Genomic DNA, 17,517 nt, shown 5'->3' on the forward strand with positions numbered 1-17,517 from the left:
TTCCGAACCCGGAAGCTAAGCCCTCCAGCGCCGATGGTACTGCACCCGACAGGGTGTGGGAGAGTAGGACACCGCCGAACATCCGTTACCGAAAGGGGACCCAATATATTGGGTCCCCTTTCGTGGTTTGTATGAAAGGAATGACTGTGTCGGAGAGTGACGACGGACGTCGGTCCTTCCGTGGAGGCGGTGCCTCCAATAATCGAGGCGGTGCCTCCAACAGCAATCGTGGCGGTGCGTCCGGTAGCGATCGTGGCGGCGCCGGCGGTTCGGGTCGTGGTGGCTCCTCCGGTGGTCCCCGTCGTGATCCGCGCGACAACCGTGGCGGCGCCGGGGGCGATCGCCGCGGTGGCGGACCCCGTCGTGGCGGCGAGGGCGGCTTCGCCCCTCGCGGACGTGAAGGCGACCGTCCGCAGCGGCAGCAGGCGCGCCCGGACGAACCGGATCTGCCCGAGAACGTCGAGGCCGGCGAGCTCGATCCCGCTGTACGACGCGACCTCCTGAGCCTGGACAAGACGAACGCGAACACGGTTGCGCGTCACCTGGTGATGGCCGGCAAGCTCGTCGACGACGATCCGAGACTTGCGCTCGCGCATGCCCGCGCCGCGCGCCAACGCGCGGGCCGTATCGCCATCGTGCGTGAGGCCGCCGGTATCACCGCGTATCACGCCGGCGAATGGGCGGAGGCGCTGTCGGAGTTGCGCGCCGCTCGCCGCATGGCCGGTGGTCCCGGACTGCTCGCGGTGATGGCGGACTGCGAACGTGGACTGGGCCGCCCGGAGCGTGCGATCGAACTCGGGCGGAGCGAGGAAGCTGCTGCACTGTCCGGTGACGAGGCAGCCGAGCTGCGCATTGTGGTCGCCGGAGCGCGCATGGACCTCGGTCAGTTCGACCAGGCCGTGGTCACGCTGCAGACCCCCGATCTCGACGCCTCGCGGACCGGTCCCGGTCCCGCTCGTCTGTTCTACGCGTACGCGGATGCCCTGGTGGCGGCAGGTCGCATCGAGGACGGACTCAAGTGGTTCCTCAATTCCGCCGCGGCGGATCTCGAGGGTGACACCGACGCGGAGGAGCGTGTGGCCGAGCTGACCGGAGACGATCAGTGACGGCCCTGCGCGACGGTTACGACGCCCTCCTGCTCGACCTCGACGGCACCCTGTACCAGGGTCCGCAGGAAATCCCCGGTGCGCGAGAGGCTTTGGCGGCCGGGGAGCAGTCGTGCTACTACGTGACCAACAACGCCAGTCGCAGACCGGGCGAGGTCGCTGAACACCTGACCGAACTCGGCTTCGACGCCGACGAGTCGACGGTGGTGACGAGTTCGCAGTCCGCCGCCAGGCTGCTCGCGGAGAACGTCGCACCCGATTCACCGGTGCTCATCGTGGGAACCGAAGCGCTCGCCGACGAAGTCCGGAACGTCGGGCTGCGCCCGGTGCGGTCGTTCGAGGACGCGCCCGCAGCTGTCGTCCAAGGACATTCGCCGACGACGGACTGGGCGATACTCGCCGAGGCGACGCTCGCGATCCGGGCCGGTGCGGTCTGGGTGGCGGCGAACCTGGACTCGACCCTCCCCACCGAACGCGGACTCGTCCTCGGCAACGGATCGATGGTCGCAGCGCTACGCACGGCGACGTCGCGCGAACCGCTCGTGGCGGGTAAACCGGCCGCGCCGCTCATGGAGGATGCGATGCGCCGCAGCAGTTGTGTGCGCCCGCTCGTCGTGGGCGACAGGCTGGACACCGACATCGAAGGCGCCAACAACGTCGGTCTCGACTCGCTGCTGGTGCTCACCGGCGTGAGCACCGCGGTCGACGTGCTGCGCGCCGCCCCGGAGCAACGGCCCACCTATCTGGCGTCCGAACTGGACGCGCTCAACCGGCCCGCCGAGGAATCCCTCATCGGTGAGGACAGCCGGTGGTCCGTCGAGTTCGACGGCACCGACCTGGTGATCGAACCGACCACCGATTCCGCCGAGCCGGTGGAATCGGCGGCGCTGCTGCGGGCCGCGACCGTCGGCGCCTGGAAGTTCCCCGACTTCGCGCGGATCACGTCGACGACGCCCGCGGTGACTGCGGTCGTCTCCGGCTGGGGTGCCTGAAACCCGGCAGACCCGCGTTGTTCGTCACGCGATTCGCTGTATGCGTATCGGAACGCGATGGACTAGCGTTGTGCCCGATGAGCACGCCAATACCGCGCCCGGGAGCCCATTTACCTGGGCCTCCTCAGAGTGTCGACCCCGAGAAGATCCACACGGAGGTCGACGGATTGTTGTCGCGTCTCGGAGCCGTCGAACCGGATCCTGACGACGAGCACGGCGTCGGAGTCATCCCACGCAAAGCCCATCTGCTCGAGAAGGCGCACGACGTGCTGGTGGAGGCGCTGGCCACCGTGGACAAGATCTGACGTGGCCCGTCGAGCACGGGTGGATGCCGAACTCGTTCGGCGGGGACTGGCCCGGTCCCGTGAGCACGCGCAAGAACTCATCTCCTCCGGCCGAGTCCTGATCTCGGGTGCGGCGGCCACCAAACCGGCCACCGCAATCGCAGCGGGAACTCCGTTGCGGGTGGTCGAGGTCGACAACGAAGTGTCCTGGGCATCGCGCGGGGCGCACAAACTTCTCGGTGCGCTCGAGGCCTTCGGGCCCCGCGGACTCGAGGTCGAGGCCAGGCGTTGCCTCGACGCCGGCGCGTCCACCGGCGGCTTCACCGATGTGCTGCTTCACCGCGGCGCGCGGGAGGTCGTGGCGGTGGACGTCGGCTACGGCCAGCTGGTGTGGCGGCTGCAGTCCGACGAACGCGTCCATGTCGTGGACCGGACCAACGTGCGATCCATCGACGCCGAGCAGATCGGCGGCCCGGTCGATCTGGTGGTCGCGGACCTCTCGTTCATCTCCCTGAAGCTCGTCCTCCCGGCGTTCGTCGCCTGCGCGGCCGAGGGCGCAGATCTGATTCCGATGGTGAAGCCGCAGTTCGAGGTCGGCAAGGACCACGTGGGCTCCGGTGGCGTGGTGCGGGACCCGGAGCTGCGCGTCACCGCGGTGCTGGATGTCGCGAATACGGCAGCGTCGCTGGGACTGCGTACCGTCGGTGCAGTGGCCAGTCCGCTGCCGGGACCGTCGGGGAACGTCGAGTACTTCCTGTGGCTCCGCGCGGATGTCACACCCGGGACGGATGATGGACCGGTCGAGTCGGTAGAAGAGTTGATCCGCACCGCGGTGCAGGAGGGACCACAGTGAGCGGGGGAAGCAGCGGCGCCCGGCAACGCGAGCGGGAGATCCTGCTCGTGGCGCACCCGGGCCGCGCCGAGATCACGGAGACCGCGCGACGTGTCGGCAAGATCTTCGAGCGGGCCGGGATCGGACTGCGCGTCCTCGTCGACGAGGTCGACAGCACCCGCATCGAACCGATGGACGGCATGGCGGCCGACGAATTCCTGGTTCCCGGGCTGGAAGTCACCATCGTGCAGGCCGGCCCCGACGCCGCCCTCGGTTGCGAGATGGTGCTCGTCCTCGGCGGGGACGGAACATTCCTCCGGGCAGCGGAACTCGCCCAGGCCGCGTCCATTCCGGTTCTGGGCATCAACCTCGGCCGGATCGGGTTCCTCGCGGAAACGGAGGCCGAGCACCTCGACGAGGCGCTCGCCCAGGTGGTGCGTCGTGAATACCGCATCGAACACCGCATGACGCTGGACGTGCTGGTCCGGGTGGACGACGAGATCATCGAACGCGGCTGGGCACTCAACGAGGCGAGCATCGAGAACCGGTCCCGGCTCGGTGTCCTCGAGGTGGTGCTCGAGGTGGACGGCCGCCCCGTGTCGGCGTTCGGCTGCGACGGTGTCCTCATCTCCACCCCGACCGGGTCGACGGCATACGCGTTCTCGGCCGGCGGCCCCGTGGTGTGGCCGGAGTTGGAGGCCCTGCTGGTGGTCCCGAGCAACGCGCACGCGCTGTTCGCGCGCCCTCTCGTGACGAGCCCGAATTCGCTGATCGCGGTGGAGACGGTGGCAGGCAGCCACGACGGTCTGGTGTTCTGCGACGGTCGCCGGACCCTCGAGCTGCCCGCGGGCGCTCGCGTCGAGGTGGTGCGTGGCAAGGAACCCGTTCGTTGGATACGACTGGATTCGGCGCCGTTCGCGGACCGGATGGTGCGAAAGTTCGAGCTGCCCGTCACCGGGTGGCGAGGAAGGAAGCCCTAGACGTGCTGGCAGAGATCAGGATCGACAACCTCGGTGTGATCTCCGAGGCGTCGGCGCAATTCCACGAAGGTTTGACGGTGCTCACCGGTGAGACCGGTGCGGGCAAGACGATGGTGGTGACGAGCCTGCACCTGCTCAGCGGCGCGCGAGCGGACGCGGGCCGGGTGCGTCTCGGCGCTCCCCGTGCCGTGGTCGAGGGCCGGTTCATGACGGACGAGGGTTCGGAGCACGTCGAACGTGCCGTCTCCCGGCTGCTCGAATCGACCGGCGCCGAGCGCGACGAGGACGGCACCATCATCGCGGTGCGGACCGTCGGCAGCGACGGACGGTCCCGCGCCCACCTGGGTGGGCGCAGTGTTCCGGCGGGCGTGCTGTCCGAGTTCACCGATCCGCTGCTCACCGTGCACGGGCAGAACGATCAGCTGCGGCTGCTCCGCCCGGACCAGCAGTGCGCCGCCCTGGACAGGTTCGCGGACAAGACGGTCGGCCCGCTGCTGGCGCGGTACCGTAAGCACCGCGACGAATGGGTGACCGCGCGATCCGAGCTGATCGAACGCACCGGGCGTACCCGGGAACTCGCGCAGGAAGCCGACCAGCTGACGTTCGCCCTGAACGAGATCGACGGCGTCGCCCCCACCCCGGGCGAGGACGAGTCGATCGTGTCGGAGGTGCGCAGGCTCAGTGAACTCGACTCGCTGCGCTCGGCGGCCGAGGAAGCGCACGCCGCGCTCGCCGGCGGCGACGACATGGACGGCGACGGCGTCGGCGCACCCGCGCTGGATCTGTTGTCCGAGGCGCGGGCCCGGATCGAATCGGCCACCGACCCCGAACTCGACGGGCTCGGACCGCGGCTCGCCGATGCGATCGCGGTGGTCACCGACGTCTCCGCGGATCTGACCACGTATCTCGCCGGGCTTCCGGCGGATCCGGGGGCGCTGGACTCCCTGCTGTCGCGGCAGGCGGAACTGAAGAACCTCACCCGCAAGTACGCCGCCGACGTCGACGGCGTACTGGAATGGGCAGGCAACGCCCGTGCGAGGCTCGAGAAGATCGACGTGTCCTCCGATGCATTGGCGGCGTTGACGAAGCAGGTCGAGGAGTCGGCGGCGTCCACCGCCGAGGCCGCGTCGAAGCTGACCGCGGCCCGCGTCAAGGCTGCGGTCAAGCTCGCCAAGGCGGTCAGTTCCGAACTTGCAGGTCTGGCGATGGGCCGGGCCGCTCTCGAGGTGTCGGTCCGGCCCCGGATCGCCGGACCGCAGGACACGGCACCGCTCACCGTCGACGGCACGGAACTGCACGCGGGATCGTCCGGCGTCGACGAAGTGGAATTCCGGCTGTCGGCGCACAGCGGTGCACAGTCGCTACCCATCAGCAAGAGCGCGTCCGGCGGTGAACTCTCGCGCGTGATGCTGGCCCTCGAGGTAGTGCTCGCCGGGTCCGATTCGGGCGCGACGATGGTGTTCGACGAGGTCGACGCCGGCGTCGGCGGCCGGGCCGCGGTCGAGATCGGCCGGCGACTGGCCCGGCTCGCCCGGACGCACCAGGTCATCGTCGTGACGCACCTGCCGCAGGTCGCGGCGTTCGCGGACACTCACCTGGTGGTCGACAAGGTCGACGACGCGGACGGCGTCGTCAGCAGCGGTGTGCACACACTCACCGATGACGAGCGGGTGGTGGAACTGGCCCGGATGCTCGCCGGACTCGACGACACGGAGACCGGGCGCGCCCACGCGGAGGAACTGTTGGCCACCGCCAACGCCGAGCGTTCCGTCTGAACCGGTCCGGCGGACCGTCGGCTGCACCCGTGGTAATGGTGTGACTGATGTGGTAAACGGTTCGGCGCGCCTCCACAGGTCGGTCCTGCTTCCGGTCCATCATCGAACTCATGAAGATGCCGGCACTGCTGTCACGTAACACCGAAACTTTGCCTGGGGTCAGCGGCATCGCCAGGGTGGATCGCAACACGGCCAAGTTGCTGCGACGCGTCGGACCCGGTGACATCGTCGTTCTCGACGAGCTCGACCTCGATCGCGGGACCGCGGACGCCCTGGTGAAGGCCGGCGTTCTCGCAGTGATCAACGCGTCGCCCTCGATCTCGGGGCGTTATCCCAACCTCGGTCCGGAGGTGATCGTCGCCAACGGCATCCTCCTGGTGGATTCGGCCGGCGCCGAGATCTTCAAGAGCATCAAGGACGGCAGCAAGGTCCGGGTGAACGGGGGAGGTGTCTACTCCGGGGAGCGGCGCATCGCCAAGGGCGACGAACAGACCGAGGCGGAGATCTCCGACCGGATGATCGAGGCGAAGACCGGTCTGGTCGACCACCTCGAGGCGTTCTCCGGCAACACCATCGAGTTCATCCGCACCGAGAGTCCGCTGTTGATCGACGGTGTCGGAGTCCCCGACGTCGACGTCGACATGAAGGAACGGCACGTCGTGATCGTGTCCGACGGCCCGGATCACGCGTCCGACCTGAAGAACCTCAAGCCGTTCATCAAGGAGTACTCGCCGATCCTCATCGGCGTCGGGGCAGGCGCCGACGTCCTGAAGTCGGCGGGCTATCGCCCGGATCTCATCGTCGGCGACCCCGAGGACATCACGAGTGCCACGTTGAAGTCGGGCGCCGAGGTGGTTCTTCCCGCCGACCAGGACGGTCACGCACCCGGTCTGTCACGGATCCAGGACCTCGGCATCGGAGCGATGACGTTCCCCGCGTCGGGGTCCCCGTCCGACCTGGCGCTGCTGCTGGCCGATCATCACGGCGCGTCGCTGATCGTCACGGTCGGGAGCACCGTCTCCCTCGACGAATTCTTCGACCGCGGGCGCCGCGACAGCAACCCGTCGGCGTTCATGACCCGCCTGAAGGTCGGGCCGAAACTGGTGGACGCGAAGGCCGTGGCGACCCTGTACCGGAGCCGGGTGTCGGGCGGGGCGATCGCGCTGCTCGTGCTGGCCGCTCTCGTGGCGGTGATCGTGGCCCTGGTGGTGTCGAACATCGGTGGTGAGGCACTGGACTGGGCCGTCGCGACGTGGAACAGCTTCGCGTTGTGGGTCCAAGGGTTCTTCAAGTGATTTCTCTGCGTCAACATGCCATTTCCATAGCGGCGATCTTCCTGGCTCTGGCAATCGGCGTGGTGATGGGCTCCGGCCTGTTGTCGAGCGGTCTCGTGTCGGGACTGCGCGACGACAAGGCCGACCTGCAGACCGACGTGGAGAAGGCGAACGAACGCAACAACCAGCTGACCGAGCAGTTGAACTCGGCGGACGGCTTCGATTCCGCGGTGGGTGGCCGCGTGGTGGCCGACTCGCTCGCACAACGCACCGTGATGGTCGTGACGACCCCGGATGCCGACCCCGCCGACCTCGACGGGGTCAACCGCATGATCGCGCAGGCCGGTGGGTCGGTGACCGGCCGGGTCTCGTTGACCGATTCGTTCGTGGACGCCACGGGCGGTGACCGGCTGCGGACGGTCGTCAACAACGTGATCCCTGCGGGTGTCACGCTGAAGACCGGGGCCGTCGACCAGGGCAGTCTCGCGGGCGACCTGCTGGGCTCGGTCCTCATGCTCGGCAAGGAGACGGGCCAGCCACAGAGTTCCGCGCAGGAGATGGCGCTGGCCCTGGAGACCCTCCGCGGTGCGGGATTCGTCAGCTACGACGACGGTGCAGTCCAACCGGCACAGGTCGCTGTGGTGCTGACCGGAGATCGCGACGTGGAGGACGGCGTCAGCGGCAATCGCGGTGCGGTGGTGGCCCGGTTCGCGGGCGCGCTGGATTCGCGCGGTGCCGGGGCGGTTCTCGCCGGACGTCCGGCGTCGGCGCAGGGCAACGGTGCGGTCGCCGTGGCGCGGGCCGACGCGGCCCTCTCCGCGGCGCTGACCACGATCGACAACATCGACCGGGAAGCGGGCAAGATCACCGTCCCGCTCGCGCTGCAGGAGCAACTGAACGGCGGCGCCGGCCGGTACGGCACCGGGCCCGGCACCACCGGAGTCACCGTGGGGGCCACCCCGGCGTAGCGCGCGTCACATCGGGGCGGGCAATCGCGGCGCGTTGTTTCCGGGACGTACGACAAGGTGTTACCGTGAAGTCCCGTGGGTCGGCAGGCCCCAGCATTGCTCGAACAGACCAAGCCCTGCACAGTCGTCACGGGAGCCCCTTTGCCACAGTCACGCACTCATTCGCGTACCGCTACCAAGCACATCTTCGTGAGCGGCGGCGTCGCCTCCTCACTCGGCAAGGGCCTCACAGCCTCGAGCCTCGGGCAATTGCTGACCGCGCGAGGAATGCGCGTGACCATGCAGAAACTGGATCCGTATCTCAACGTCGATCCGGGCACGATGAACCCCTTCCAGCACGGTGAGGTGTTCGTCACCGAGGATGGCGCCGAGACCGACCTCGACGTCGGCCACTACGAGCGCTTCCTCGACCGCGACCTGTCCGGTCAGGCGAATGTGACCACCGGCCAGGTGTATTCGACGGTCATCGCCAAGGAGCGGCGCGGCGAATACCTGGGCGACACCGTCCAGGTCATCCCGCACATCACGGACGAGATCAAGAGCCGGATCCTCGCCATGAGCGGACCGGACCTCCAGGGACACCAGCCCGACGTCGTCATCACGGAGATCGGTGGCACCGTCGGCGACATCGAGTCGCAGCCGTTCCTCGAGGCCGCCCGTCAGGTGCGCCACGACGTCGGTCGCGACAACGTTTTCTTCCTCCACGTCTCCCTGGTTCCGTACCTGGCGCCGTCGGGTGAGCTCAAGACGAAGCCCACCCAGCACTCGGTTGCGGCGCTGCGGAACATCGGTATCCAGCCCGACGCGCTGATCCTGCGCTGCGACCGGGAGGTTCCCCCGGCGCTGAAGAACAAGATCGCGCTCATGTGCGACGTCGACGTCGACGGGTGCATCTCGACCCCCGACGCGCCCTCGATCTACGACATCCCGAAGGTGCTGCACAGCGAGGGCCTCGACGCGTACGTGGTGCGTCAGCTGGGTCTGCCGTTCCGCGACGTGGACTGGACCGTGTGGGGCAACCTGCTCGAGCGCGTCCACCAGCCGCGCGAGACCGTGCGGATCGCGCTGGTCGGAAAGTACGTCGACCTGCCGGACGCCTACCTGTCCGTCACCGAGGCGCTGCGCGCCGGCGGGTTCGCGAATCGCTCGAAGGTGGAAATCTCCTGGGTGCCGTCCGACGCGTGTGAGACGGAGACGGGCGCGCAGGCCGCACTCGGCGAGGTCGACGGCGTGCTGATTCCCGGCGGCTTCGGAATCCGAGGTATCGAGGGCAAGCTCGGCGCCATCCGGTACGCCCGCCACCGGAAGATCCCGCTGCTCGGACTGTGCCTCGGCCTGCAGTGCGTCGTGATCGAGGCCGCGCGCAGCGTGGGTCTCGACGACGCCAACTCTGCCGAGTTCGAGCCCGAGACCACGCACCCCGTGATCTCCACGATGGCCGACCAGGAAGACGTCATCGCCGGCGAGGCGGATCTCGGCGGCACGATGCGCCTCGGTGCGTACCCCGCGGTCCTGACGAAGGGGTCCGTCGTCGCCCGGGCGTACGGCAGCGAAGAGGTGTCGGAGCGTCACCGTCACCGCTACGAGGTCAACAACGCGTACCGCGACCGGATCGCGAAGAGCGGACTCCGGTTCAGCGGAACCTCGCCCGATGGTCACCTCGTCGAGTTCGTCGAGTACCCGGCCGACCAGCACCCGTTCTTCGTCGCGACGCAGGCGCACCCCGAGCTGAAGAGCCGTCCGACGCGTCCGCACCCGCTGTTCGCGGCGTTCGTCGACGCGGCGCTGAGGCACAAGCTCGAAGAGCGGCTCCCCGTCGACGTGCACGGTGAGGAGCGGGCCGCGGCCGTAGCCGCCGATGACGAACTCGCCGACTCCGCCGACCGCGACGAGGTCGCGTCGGTCGACAGCGCGGGATAGGGCGAGACCGAACATGACCGAGACCGGCCGGCACGAATTCGAGACTCTCGACTCGCGCGCCGTCTACAGCGGCGCGATCCTCGCCCTCCGGGTGGATCACGTCGCGATGCCGGACGGCCGGACCGCCGAACGTGAGGTCGTCGAGCACCACGGCGCCGTCGCCGTCGTGGTGCTCGACGACGAGGACCGGGTCGTCCTGATCCACCAGTACCGGCACCCGGTGGGGCGCCGGTTGTGGGAAATCCCGGCGGGCCTACTGGACGAGCCTGGGGAGGACCCCGTCGACGCCGCCGGGCGCGAGCTGGCGGAGGAGACCGGGCTCGGGGCTCGTCGCTGGGCGGTTCTCGTGGATGTCGTTCTCTCGCCCGGGTTCACGGACGAGTCGGTGCGCGTGTTCCTCGCCGAGGACCTGTACGACGTGGATCGGCCCGACCCGGAGGACGAGGAAGCCGACCTCGAGATCGAGCGGATCCCGCTCGACGAGGTCGTGTCGATGGTGCTGAACGGGAGCATCGTCAACGCCACGGCCGTGGCCGGGGTGATGGCCCTCGCCTCTGCTCGGTCCCGGCCGGGCGGTCTCGGCGAACTCCGCGAAGTGGCCGCGCCCTGGGTCGATCGCCCCGACAGGTTCAGCGAGCGGAAACGCTCGCGTGCCGCCGGGGACGAGGCCGCGCGGGCATGACGTGGTGATAGCGCGGCAGGTGGATTCGGACCTCGACCACCTGGCCGTCGAGCGCGGAGCTGCCCGCAACACCCTCGGTTCGTACCGCCGCGACCTCGAGCGGTACACGCTGTTCCTCGCCGACCGGGAGGTCACCGACATCGGCAGGATCCGCGAACAGGATGTCAGTGACTTCGTGATCGCTCTGCGAACCGGCGATCCGGCTCGCGAACTGCCGCCGCTGGCCGCGAGCTCGGCGGCCCGCGCCCTGATCGCGGTGCGCGGATTCCACCGGTTGCCGCGGCCGAGGGGATGACTGCCGGGGACGTCGCCCGGGACGTGCGGCCGCCGTCGCCGGCGAAACGGCTCCCCAAGTCTCTACCGGTCAACGAGGTACTGGCGCTGCTGGAGGCGGTCGGAGGCAGCGGACCCGCCGACGGACCCCGGGCGGTCCGCGACCGCGCGCTGCTCGAGTTGCTGTATTCGACGGGCGCCCGCATCTCCGAAGCCGTCGGCCTGGACGTCGACGATGTCGACACCGAGACCCGGTCGGTGCTGCTGCGGGGAAAGGGCGGCAAGCAGCGGGTGGTGCCGGTAGGCCGGCCCGCCAGAGCGCGTGGAAGGTGCTGCAGACCGCGGCGGACGCGGCGGGCATCTCGTCGGCGGTGTCGCCGCACGCGCTCCGCCACTCGTTCGCGACCCACCTGCTCGACGGCGGCGCCGACGTCCGCGTCGTCCAGGAACTGCTGGGACATGCCTCGGTGACGACCACCCAGATATATACGCTGGTGACAGTGGGTGCGCTGCGCGAGGTGTGGGCCGGAGCGCACCCCCGGGCGAGGTGACGGAAAGCGTGTCGAGGGGAAAATTTACGGTACGAGGCGGTAGCGTTCGTATAACGATGTGGGATCGGCAGCGATCATCGAGAGAACAGGGGATCATCGGACCGTGGTGACACCGCAGCCGCCAGCGGCGGAGTCAGAGCACTCGCAACCGGAGGGCGACATGTTCGACGTGCGGCAAACCGAACCCGCAGCCTTGTTCGAGGACGCTGCCGTGGTCGTGGGGGGTGAGCTCGGCCCCACGGGACGGCCGACGCGTGAGGTGCCGGAACCCACCCCGTTGCCCTCGCACGGCCCCGCCAAGATCATCGCGATGTGCAACCAGAAGGGTGGCGTCGGCAAGACGACGTCGACGATCAACCTGGGTGCGTCGCTGGCCGAATTCGGCCGACGTGTCCTGCTCGTCGACCTCGATCCCCAGGGGGCGCTGTCCGCGGGCCTCGGAGTCGCGCACCACGACCTCGAACTGACCGTCCACAATCTCCTCGTCGAACCCCGCGTCTCGATCGACGACGTCCTGATGAGGACGCGCGTCGAGGGCCTCGACCTTCTGCCGAGCAACATCGACCTGTCGGCGGCAGAGATCCAGCTCGTCACCGAGGTCGGGCGGGAACAGACGCTCGGGCGCGTGCTGCATCCCGTGCTCGACCGGTACGACTACGTCCTCATCGACTGCCAGCCGTCCCTCGGTCTGCTCACGGTCAACGCGCTGGCCTGCGCGGACTCGGTGATCATCCCGATGGAGTGCGAGTACTTCAGCCTGCGCGGACTGGCGCTGCTCAACGACACGGTCGAGAAGGTCCACGACCGGCTCAACCCGCGGCTGGAACTCGCCGGCATCGTGGTGACGATGTTCGACTCGCGGACCCTGCACGCCCGCGAGGTGATGGCCCGCGTGGTGGAGGTGTTCGGGGATCTCGTGTACGACACCGTGATCAACCGCACCGTGCGCTTCCCCGAGACCTCGGTCGCCGGGGAACCGATCACCACCTGGGCGCCGAAATCGACCGGCGCCGAGGCTTACCGTGCGCTGGCACGCGAGGTCATTCACCGGTCCGGCCGGTAAGTGGTGAATACGCAGGACATTCCGGCTCCACCGCAGACCGAGGACCCGCAGACCCAGGTATCGCAGGCCGAGGATCAGCAGGCGCCCGCGGTCAAGCCCGGCTTCCGGGTGACGCTGCGGAATTTCGAGGGACCGTTCGACCTGCTCCTCACCCTGATCAACCAGCGACAGCTGGACGTGACGGAAGTCGCGCTGCACCAGGTGACGGACGACTTCATCGCCTACACCCGCACGCTCGGCTCGGAGATGGGTCTCGATCAGACCACCGAATTCCTGGTGGTCGCCGCGACGCTGCTCGACCTGAAGGCGGCGCGTCTGCTCCCGGCGGGGCAGGTGGAGGACGCCGAGGACCTCGCGCTCCTCGAGGCGCGCGACCTGCTGTTCGCCCGGCTGCTGCAGTACCGCGCGTACAAGCAGGTGGCGCAACTGTTCGGTGAGCTCGAGGCGGCCGCGCTGCGCCGGTACCCGCGTTCGGCGGCCCTGGAGGACCAGTTCACCCGGTTGTTGCCGGAAGTGTTGCTCGGTGTCGACCCGCAGCGGTTCGCGGAGATCGCCGCGACAGTGTTCACGCCGCGCCCGAAGCCCACCGTGGGACTCGACCATCTGCACGACATGCACGCGGTGTCGGTGCCCGAACAGGCGGCGCGGATGCTGGAACTGCTCCGCGAACGAGGAGCCGGGGAATGGGCGACCTTCGGCGACCTGGTCTCGGAGTGCGAGGTGACCGCCCTGATCGTGGCGAGATTCCTGGCGCTGCTCGAGCTGTATCGCGAGCGGTCGGTGTTGTTCGAACAGCCCGAGCCGCTCGGGGAATTGTTGGTGAGCTGGACCGGGGAGGGCACACACGCCCCGGTGACCGAGGAGGATGACGGATGAGTTCGGCCCCGTTCGACGAGTCGGACGACCTGGGCGCCGTCGACGCAGAACCCGAGCTGTCGGACACCGAACTCGAAGCCGTTCTCGAGTCGCTGCTGCTGGTCGTCGACTCTCCCGCCGGAGCCGAATTGCTCGCCTCCGCGACCGGCGCTTCTGTGAATCGCATCACCGACGTGCTGAACCGCATGTCCACCGAGCTCACCGCCCGTGGGAGCGGGATGGACCTCCGATATGCCGGTGACGGTTGGCGTCTCTACACGCGCACCGCGTACGCCCCCTACGTGGAACGACTCCTGCTCGACGGCGCGCGGTCCAAACTGACGAGGGCGGCTTTGGAAACTCTGGCCGTGGTGGCATACCGTCAACCGTTGACCCGCGCACGGATCAGTGCGGTGCGCGGCGTCAACGTGGATGGTGTGGTGCGCACACTTCTCGCTCGCGGATTGATCGCCGAAGCCGGCGTCGATCCCGATACCAACGCCACGCAGTATTCGACGACGGAGCTCTTCCTGGAACGGCTCGGCTTGGCGTCTCTCGCCGATCTTCCCGCCTTGGCTCCGCTGTTACCTGACGTGGATCTGATAGATGACATCAGTGACAGTCTGGAATCTGATCCACGATTTGCGAGAATGAATAGAGCTACGGCTTCCACAGAAGAGTTGGACACCGGGCTGGACACCGAAGACTGACAGGGATAGTACAAAAGTGAAGAAACCCGCTCGCCGAGATGGCACACCGGATCGCAACAACAACAAGAAGCAGCGCCCCACCAGGTCGGAGACCGGGGGTCGCTCGGACAGGTCGGAAGCCGGAGGGCGACCGAGCCGCTCCGAGACCGATCGGCGTCCGACCAGGTCGGACGCCGTCAAGGGGAAGTCGGGCAGGCCCGACGCCGCGGCCGCGAAGAACAAACGCGGCAAGCCCAAGTCGGCCAAGCCGCAGCGCGCCCAGACCCAGGCGCCCAAGGTCAGCAACGCCAAGCCGGCCCGGCACCAGTACGCCGACGCCGCCGATCGGCCCGTCGGCCCGCCGCAGGGCGACGGCATGCGACTGCAGAAGGTTCTCGCCCAGGCCGGTGTCGCGTCGCGCCGTGCGGCCGAGGAACTGATCTCGCAGGGTCGCGTCGAGGTCGACGGCCGCATCGTCATCGAACAGGGACTGCGCATCGACCCCGAGAACGCAGTGGTGCGCGTGGACGGTGTCCGCGTAGTCGTGCAGAAGGACCTGGTCCACCTCGCGCTGAACAAGCCCCGCGGCTGGCAGTCGACGATGTCGGACGACCTGGGTCGCCCGTGCGTCGGCGACATCGTCTCCGAGCGGGTCGCCGCAGGTCAGCGATTGTTCCACGTCGGTCGACTGGACGCCGACACCGAGGGGCTGCTGCTGCTCACCAACGACGGAGACCTGGCGCATCGACTGATGCACCCGTCCTTCGAGGTGTCGAAGACGTACCTGGCGACCGTGTCGGGTGCCCTCGAACGCGGCGTCGGAAAGAAACTCAAAGAGGGTGTCGAGCTCGACGACGGACCGGCGAAGGTCGACACGTTCACGCTCCTCGACATCAACGAGGGCAAATCGCTCGTCCGCGTCACGCTGCACGAAGGCCGCAAGCACATCGTGCGCCGCCTGTTCGAGGCCGTGGGACACCCCGTCATCCGGCTGGTCCGGACGGACATCGGCGCGGTCGCCCTCGGCGAGCAGCGCCCCGGCACGCTGCGCGTACTCGGTCGAGGCGAGGTCGGCGGTCTCTACGGGGCGGTGGGCCTGTGAGTACCTCGTCGCTGGTCGTCGCGATGGACGGCCCGTCCGGAACCGGGAAGTCGAGCGTCTCGCGGATGCTGGCCCAGCGGCTCGGTGCCCGTTACCTCGACACCGGCGCCATGTACCGGATCGCGACGCTGCATGCGCTGCGTAAGGGTGTGGACCTCACCGATCCCGCGGCGATCGCCGACGCGACCGCCGGTCTGCCGTGGTCGATCGGCACCGACCCGGCAGGCGAGCAGGTCCTGCTCGACGGTGAGGACGTGGGGGAGGAGATTCGCGGCGACGCGGTGACCAAGGCCGTCTCGGCTGTCTCCGCCGTACCGGCCGTGCGTGAACTGCTCGTCGCGGCGCAGCGTCGTCTCGCCGGCGAGGCCGAACGGATCGTCGTCGAGGGCCGGGACATCGGCACCGTCGTGATCCCGGACGCCGACGTGAAGATCTACCTCACCGCCTCGGCGGAAGCCCGGGCACAGCGCAGGAATGCGCAGAATCTCGCGGAAGGACGAGGCGACGACTACGCGGCCGTGCTGGCCGATGTGCAGCGTCGTGACCACCTCGACTCCACGCGCGCCGTGTCGCCGCTGCGGCCGGCCGACGATTCCGTGCTGGTCGACACCAGCGAACTCGGAATCGACGACGTGATCGGCAGGTTGCTGCTGGTGGTAGGCGAAAGAATTGGAGCAGGGCAGTGACCGAACAATTCACCACCGAGTTCGCAGGCGACGGCACCTGGAGTGAGGAATCCGACTGGGAGGTCCTGGACCTCGAAGACGGCGGCGACGGAGAGTCCCACGTCCCGGTTCCCACCCTCGCAGTGGTCGGGCGCCCGAACGTCGGTAAGTCGACGCTCGTCAACCGGATCATCGGCCGACGCGAAGCCGTGGTCGAGGACATTCCCGGTGTCACCCGGGACCGCGTCTCCTACGAGGCGAACTGGAGTGGCCGCCGCTTCATGGTGCAGGACACCGGTGGCTGGGAACCCGACGCCAAGGGCCTGCAGCAGTCGGTGGCGCGGCAGGCGGAACTGGCGATGCAGACCGCGGATGCGATCCTCCTCGTGGTCGACGCCGTCGTCGGCGCCACCGCAACGGACGAGGCCGTGGCCAAGGTGCTGCGCCGGTCCAAGACCCCGGTTCTGCTGGTGGCCAACAAGGTGGACGACGGCCGCACCGAATCCGAGGTGGCCGCACTGTGGTCGCTCGGTCTCGGACAACCGCACTCGGTGAGCGCGACGCACGGCCGCGGGACCGGCGATCTCCTCGACGAGGTGCTCGCCGCCCTCCCGGAGACCCCGCGTGAAGGCATCCCCGGCGGCGGGCCGCGTCGCGTGGCTCTGGTCGGGAAGCCGAACGTCGGGAAGTCGAGCCTGCTGAACAAGCTGTCGGGCGACGAGCGTTCGGTGGTCCACAACGTCGCGGGTACCACCGTCGATCCGGTCGACTCGATCGTGGAGCTCGGCGGCAGGCCGTGGCGTTTCGTCGACACCGCCGGCCTGCGCAAGCGGGTCAGCCACGCCAGCGGCGCCGAGTTCTACGCGTCGCTGCGGACGAAGAGCGCCATCGAGGCCGCCGAGGTCGCGATTCTGCTGATCGACGCATCCGAGCCGGTCTCGGAGCAGGACCTGCGCGTGCTGAGCATGGTGGCCGACGCCGGCCGGGCCCTCGTCATCGCGTTCAACAAGTGGGATCTCGTCGACGAGGACCGGCGCCTCCAGCTCGATCGGGAAGTCGATCGGGACCTGGTGCGGGTGCCGTGGGCGCAGCGCGTCAACATCTCGGCGCAGACGGGGCGCGCGGTGCAGAAGCTCGTCCCCGCCCTGGACACCGCATTGGAGTCCTGGGACAAGCGCATTCCCACGGGCCGGCTCAACACCTGGCTCAAGGAGGTCGTCGCCGCCACTCCGCCGCCGATGCGCGGTGGCCGGCTGCCTCGGGTGATGTTCGCCACGCAGGCCGGAACACGCCCGCCGACGTTCGTGCTGTTCACGACCGGGTTCCTGGAGGCGGGCTACCGCCGGTTCCTGGAGCGGCGTCTGCGCGAGGAGTTCAATTTCGACGGCAGCCCCGTCCGCATCTCGGTGCGGGTGCGCGAAAAGCGTGAGCGGCGAGGTCGTTGATCTGACGGAATGTGCCCTGACCAGTCGATTAGCGTTACGGACTGCCCCTGATGTAATCTCA

General features: G+C 68.6%; 16 protein-coding genes and 1 pseudogene. All 17 read left to right on the forward strand.

Translation table 11 applies throughout. From position 1 onward, the window contains the following. The first annotated feature begins 140 nt into the window (after positions 1 to 140). Positions 141 to 1,106: a tetratricopeptide repeat protein gene (locus ACFWAY_RS40515; protein WP_378514514.1), complete on the forward strand. Its 966-nt coding sequence runs from the start codon at positions 141 to 143 to the stop codon at positions 1,104 to 1,106. After that, entirely contained in the window at positions 1,103 to 2,098 is a 996-nt protein-coding gene (locus tag ACFWAY_RS40520) for an HAD-IIA family hydrolase (protein WP_378514515.1), read from the forward strand. The genes ACFWAY_RS40515 and ACFWAY_RS40520 overlap by 4 nt, the downstream gene beginning before the upstream one ends. Before the next feature lie 77 nt (positions 2,099 to 2,175). Beyond that, positions 2,176 to 2,403, forward strand: a complete 228-nt coding sequence (locus tag ACFWAY_RS40525) for a hypothetical protein (RefSeq protein ID WP_043943807.1) — start codon at positions 2,176 to 2,178, stop codon at positions 2,401 to 2,403. A gap of 1 nt (position 2,404) precedes the next feature. Continuing rightward, on the forward strand, positions 2,405 to 3,235 hold the full coding sequence (locus ACFWAY_RS40530; RefSeq protein ID WP_378514516.1) for a TlyA family RNA methyltransferase: 831 nt from the start codon (positions 2,405 to 2,407) through the stop codon (positions 3,233 to 3,235). Further along, positions 3,232 to 4,194 (forward strand): NAD kinase, encoded by a 963-nt coding sequence (locus tag ACFWAY_RS40535; RefSeq protein ID WP_378514517.1) that lies wholly within the window; start codon positions 3,232 to 3,234, stop codon positions 4,192 to 4,194. Before ACFWAY_RS40530 ends, ACFWAY_RS40535 begins: the two co-directional genes overlap by 4 nt. 2 nt (positions 4,195 to 4,196) lie before the next feature. Continuing rightward, positions 4,197 to 5,969, forward strand: a complete 1,773-nt coding sequence (gene recN / locus ACFWAY_RS40540; protein WP_378514518.1) for a DNA repair protein RecN — start codon at positions 4,197 to 4,199, stop codon at positions 5,967 to 5,969. 110 nt (positions 5,970 to 6,079) lie between these two features. Beyond that, positions 6,080 to 7,264, forward strand: coding sequence for a putative cytokinetic ring protein SteA (steA, locus tag ACFWAY_RS40545; RefSeq protein WP_005243185.1), 1,185 nt, complete (start codon positions 6,080 to 6,082; stop codon positions 7,262 to 7,264). Further along, on the forward strand, positions 7,261 to 8,211 hold the full coding sequence (locus tag ACFWAY_RS40550) for a copper transporter (RefSeq protein ID WP_378454751.1): 951 nt from the start codon (positions 7,261 to 7,263) through the stop codon (positions 8,209 to 8,211). Before steA ends, ACFWAY_RS40550 begins: the two co-directional genes overlap by 4 nt. 141 nt (positions 8,212 to 8,352) lie before the next feature. Further along, the gene (locus tag ACFWAY_RS40555; RefSeq protein WP_378454750.1) at positions 8,353 to 10,131 is read left to right on the forward strand and encodes a CTP synthase; all 1,779 of its coding nucleotides are present in this window, start codon (positions 8,353 to 8,355) and stop codon (positions 10,129 to 10,131) included. A gap of 13 nt (positions 10,132 to 10,144) precedes the next feature. Then, positions 10,145 to 10,813 (forward strand): NUDIX domain-containing protein, encoded by a 669-nt coding sequence (locus ACFWAY_RS40560; RefSeq protein ID WP_378454749.1) that lies wholly within the window; start codon positions 10,145 to 10,147, stop codon positions 10,811 to 10,813. A 1-nt stretch (position 10,814) separates the two neighbouring features. Beyond that, positions 10,815 to 11,637 (forward strand): annotated as a pseudogene (locus ACFWAY_RS40565) (tyrosine-type recombinase/integrase). Between the two features lie 58 nt (positions 11,638 to 11,695). Next, positions 11,696 to 12,700 carry a ParA family protein gene (locus ACFWAY_RS40570; RefSeq protein ID WP_378454748.1) on the forward strand — a complete coding sequence of 335 codons (1,005 nt, stop codon included), beginning with the start codon at positions 11,696 to 11,698 and terminating at the stop codon, positions 12,698 to 12,700. Then, a complete protein-coding gene (locus ACFWAY_RS40575; protein WP_378454747.1) occupies positions 12,701 to 13,576 on the forward strand; it encodes a segregation and condensation protein A in 876 nt (291 codons plus the stop codon). Further along, positions 13,573 to 14,265 carry an SMC-Scp complex subunit ScpB gene (scpB, locus tag ACFWAY_RS40580; RefSeq protein WP_378454746.1) on the forward strand — a complete coding sequence of 231 codons (693 nt, stop codon included), beginning with the start codon at positions 13,573 to 13,575 and terminating at the stop codon, positions 14,263 to 14,265. Before ACFWAY_RS40575 ends, scpB begins: the two co-directional genes overlap by 4 nt. 16 nt (positions 14,266 to 14,281) lie before the next feature. Next, positions 14,282 to 15,346 (forward strand): pseudouridine synthase, encoded by a 1,065-nt coding sequence (locus ACFWAY_RS40585; RefSeq protein ID WP_378454745.1) that lies wholly within the window; start codon positions 14,282 to 14,284, stop codon positions 15,344 to 15,346. After that, on the forward strand, positions 15,343 to 16,032 hold the full coding sequence (gene cmk / locus ACFWAY_RS40590; RefSeq protein ID WP_378514519.1) for a (d)CMP kinase: 690 nt from the start codon (positions 15,343 to 15,345) through the stop codon (positions 16,030 to 16,032). Before ACFWAY_RS40585 ends, cmk begins: the two co-directional genes overlap by 4 nt. Continuing rightward, positions 16,029 to 17,456, forward strand: coding sequence for a ribosome biogenesis GTPase Der (gene der, locus ACFWAY_RS40595; RefSeq protein WP_378454743.1), 1,428 nt, complete (start codon positions 16,029 to 16,031; stop codon positions 17,454 to 17,456). Before cmk ends, der begins: the two co-directional genes overlap by 4 nt. Positions 17,457 to 17,517 lie beyond the last annotated feature (61 nt).

The sequence above is a fragment of the Rhodococcus sp. NPDC059968 genome (assembly GCF_042738615.1).
In the GTDB taxonomy this organism is placed as follows: Bacteria; Actinomycetota; Actinomycetes; order Mycobacteriales; family Mycobacteriaceae; genus Rhodococcus_F.

What these genes read in the sequence shown, in the direction of transcription:
- ACFWAY_RS40515 (WP_378514514.1), top strand. Translation starts at nt 141, where the DNA reads ATGACTGTGTCGGAGAGTGACGACGGACGTCGGTCCTTCCGTGGAGGC.
- ACFWAY_RS40525 (WP_043943807.1), top strand. Translation starts at nt 2,176, where the DNA reads ATGAGCACGCCAATACCGCGCCCGGGAGCCCATTTACCTGGGCCTCCT.
- steA (WP_005243185.1), top strand. Translation starts at nt 6,080, where the DNA reads ATGAAGATGCCGGCACTGCTGTCACGTAACACCGAAACTTTGCCTGGG.
- ACFWAY_RS40560 (WP_378454749.1), top strand. Translation starts at nt 10,145, where the DNA reads ATGACCGAGACCGGCCGGCACGAATTCGAGACTCTCGACTCGCGCGCC.
- scpB (WP_378454746.1), top strand. Translation starts at nt 13,573, where the DNA reads ATGAGTTCGGCCCCGTTCGACGAGTCGGACGACCTGGGCGCCGTCGAC.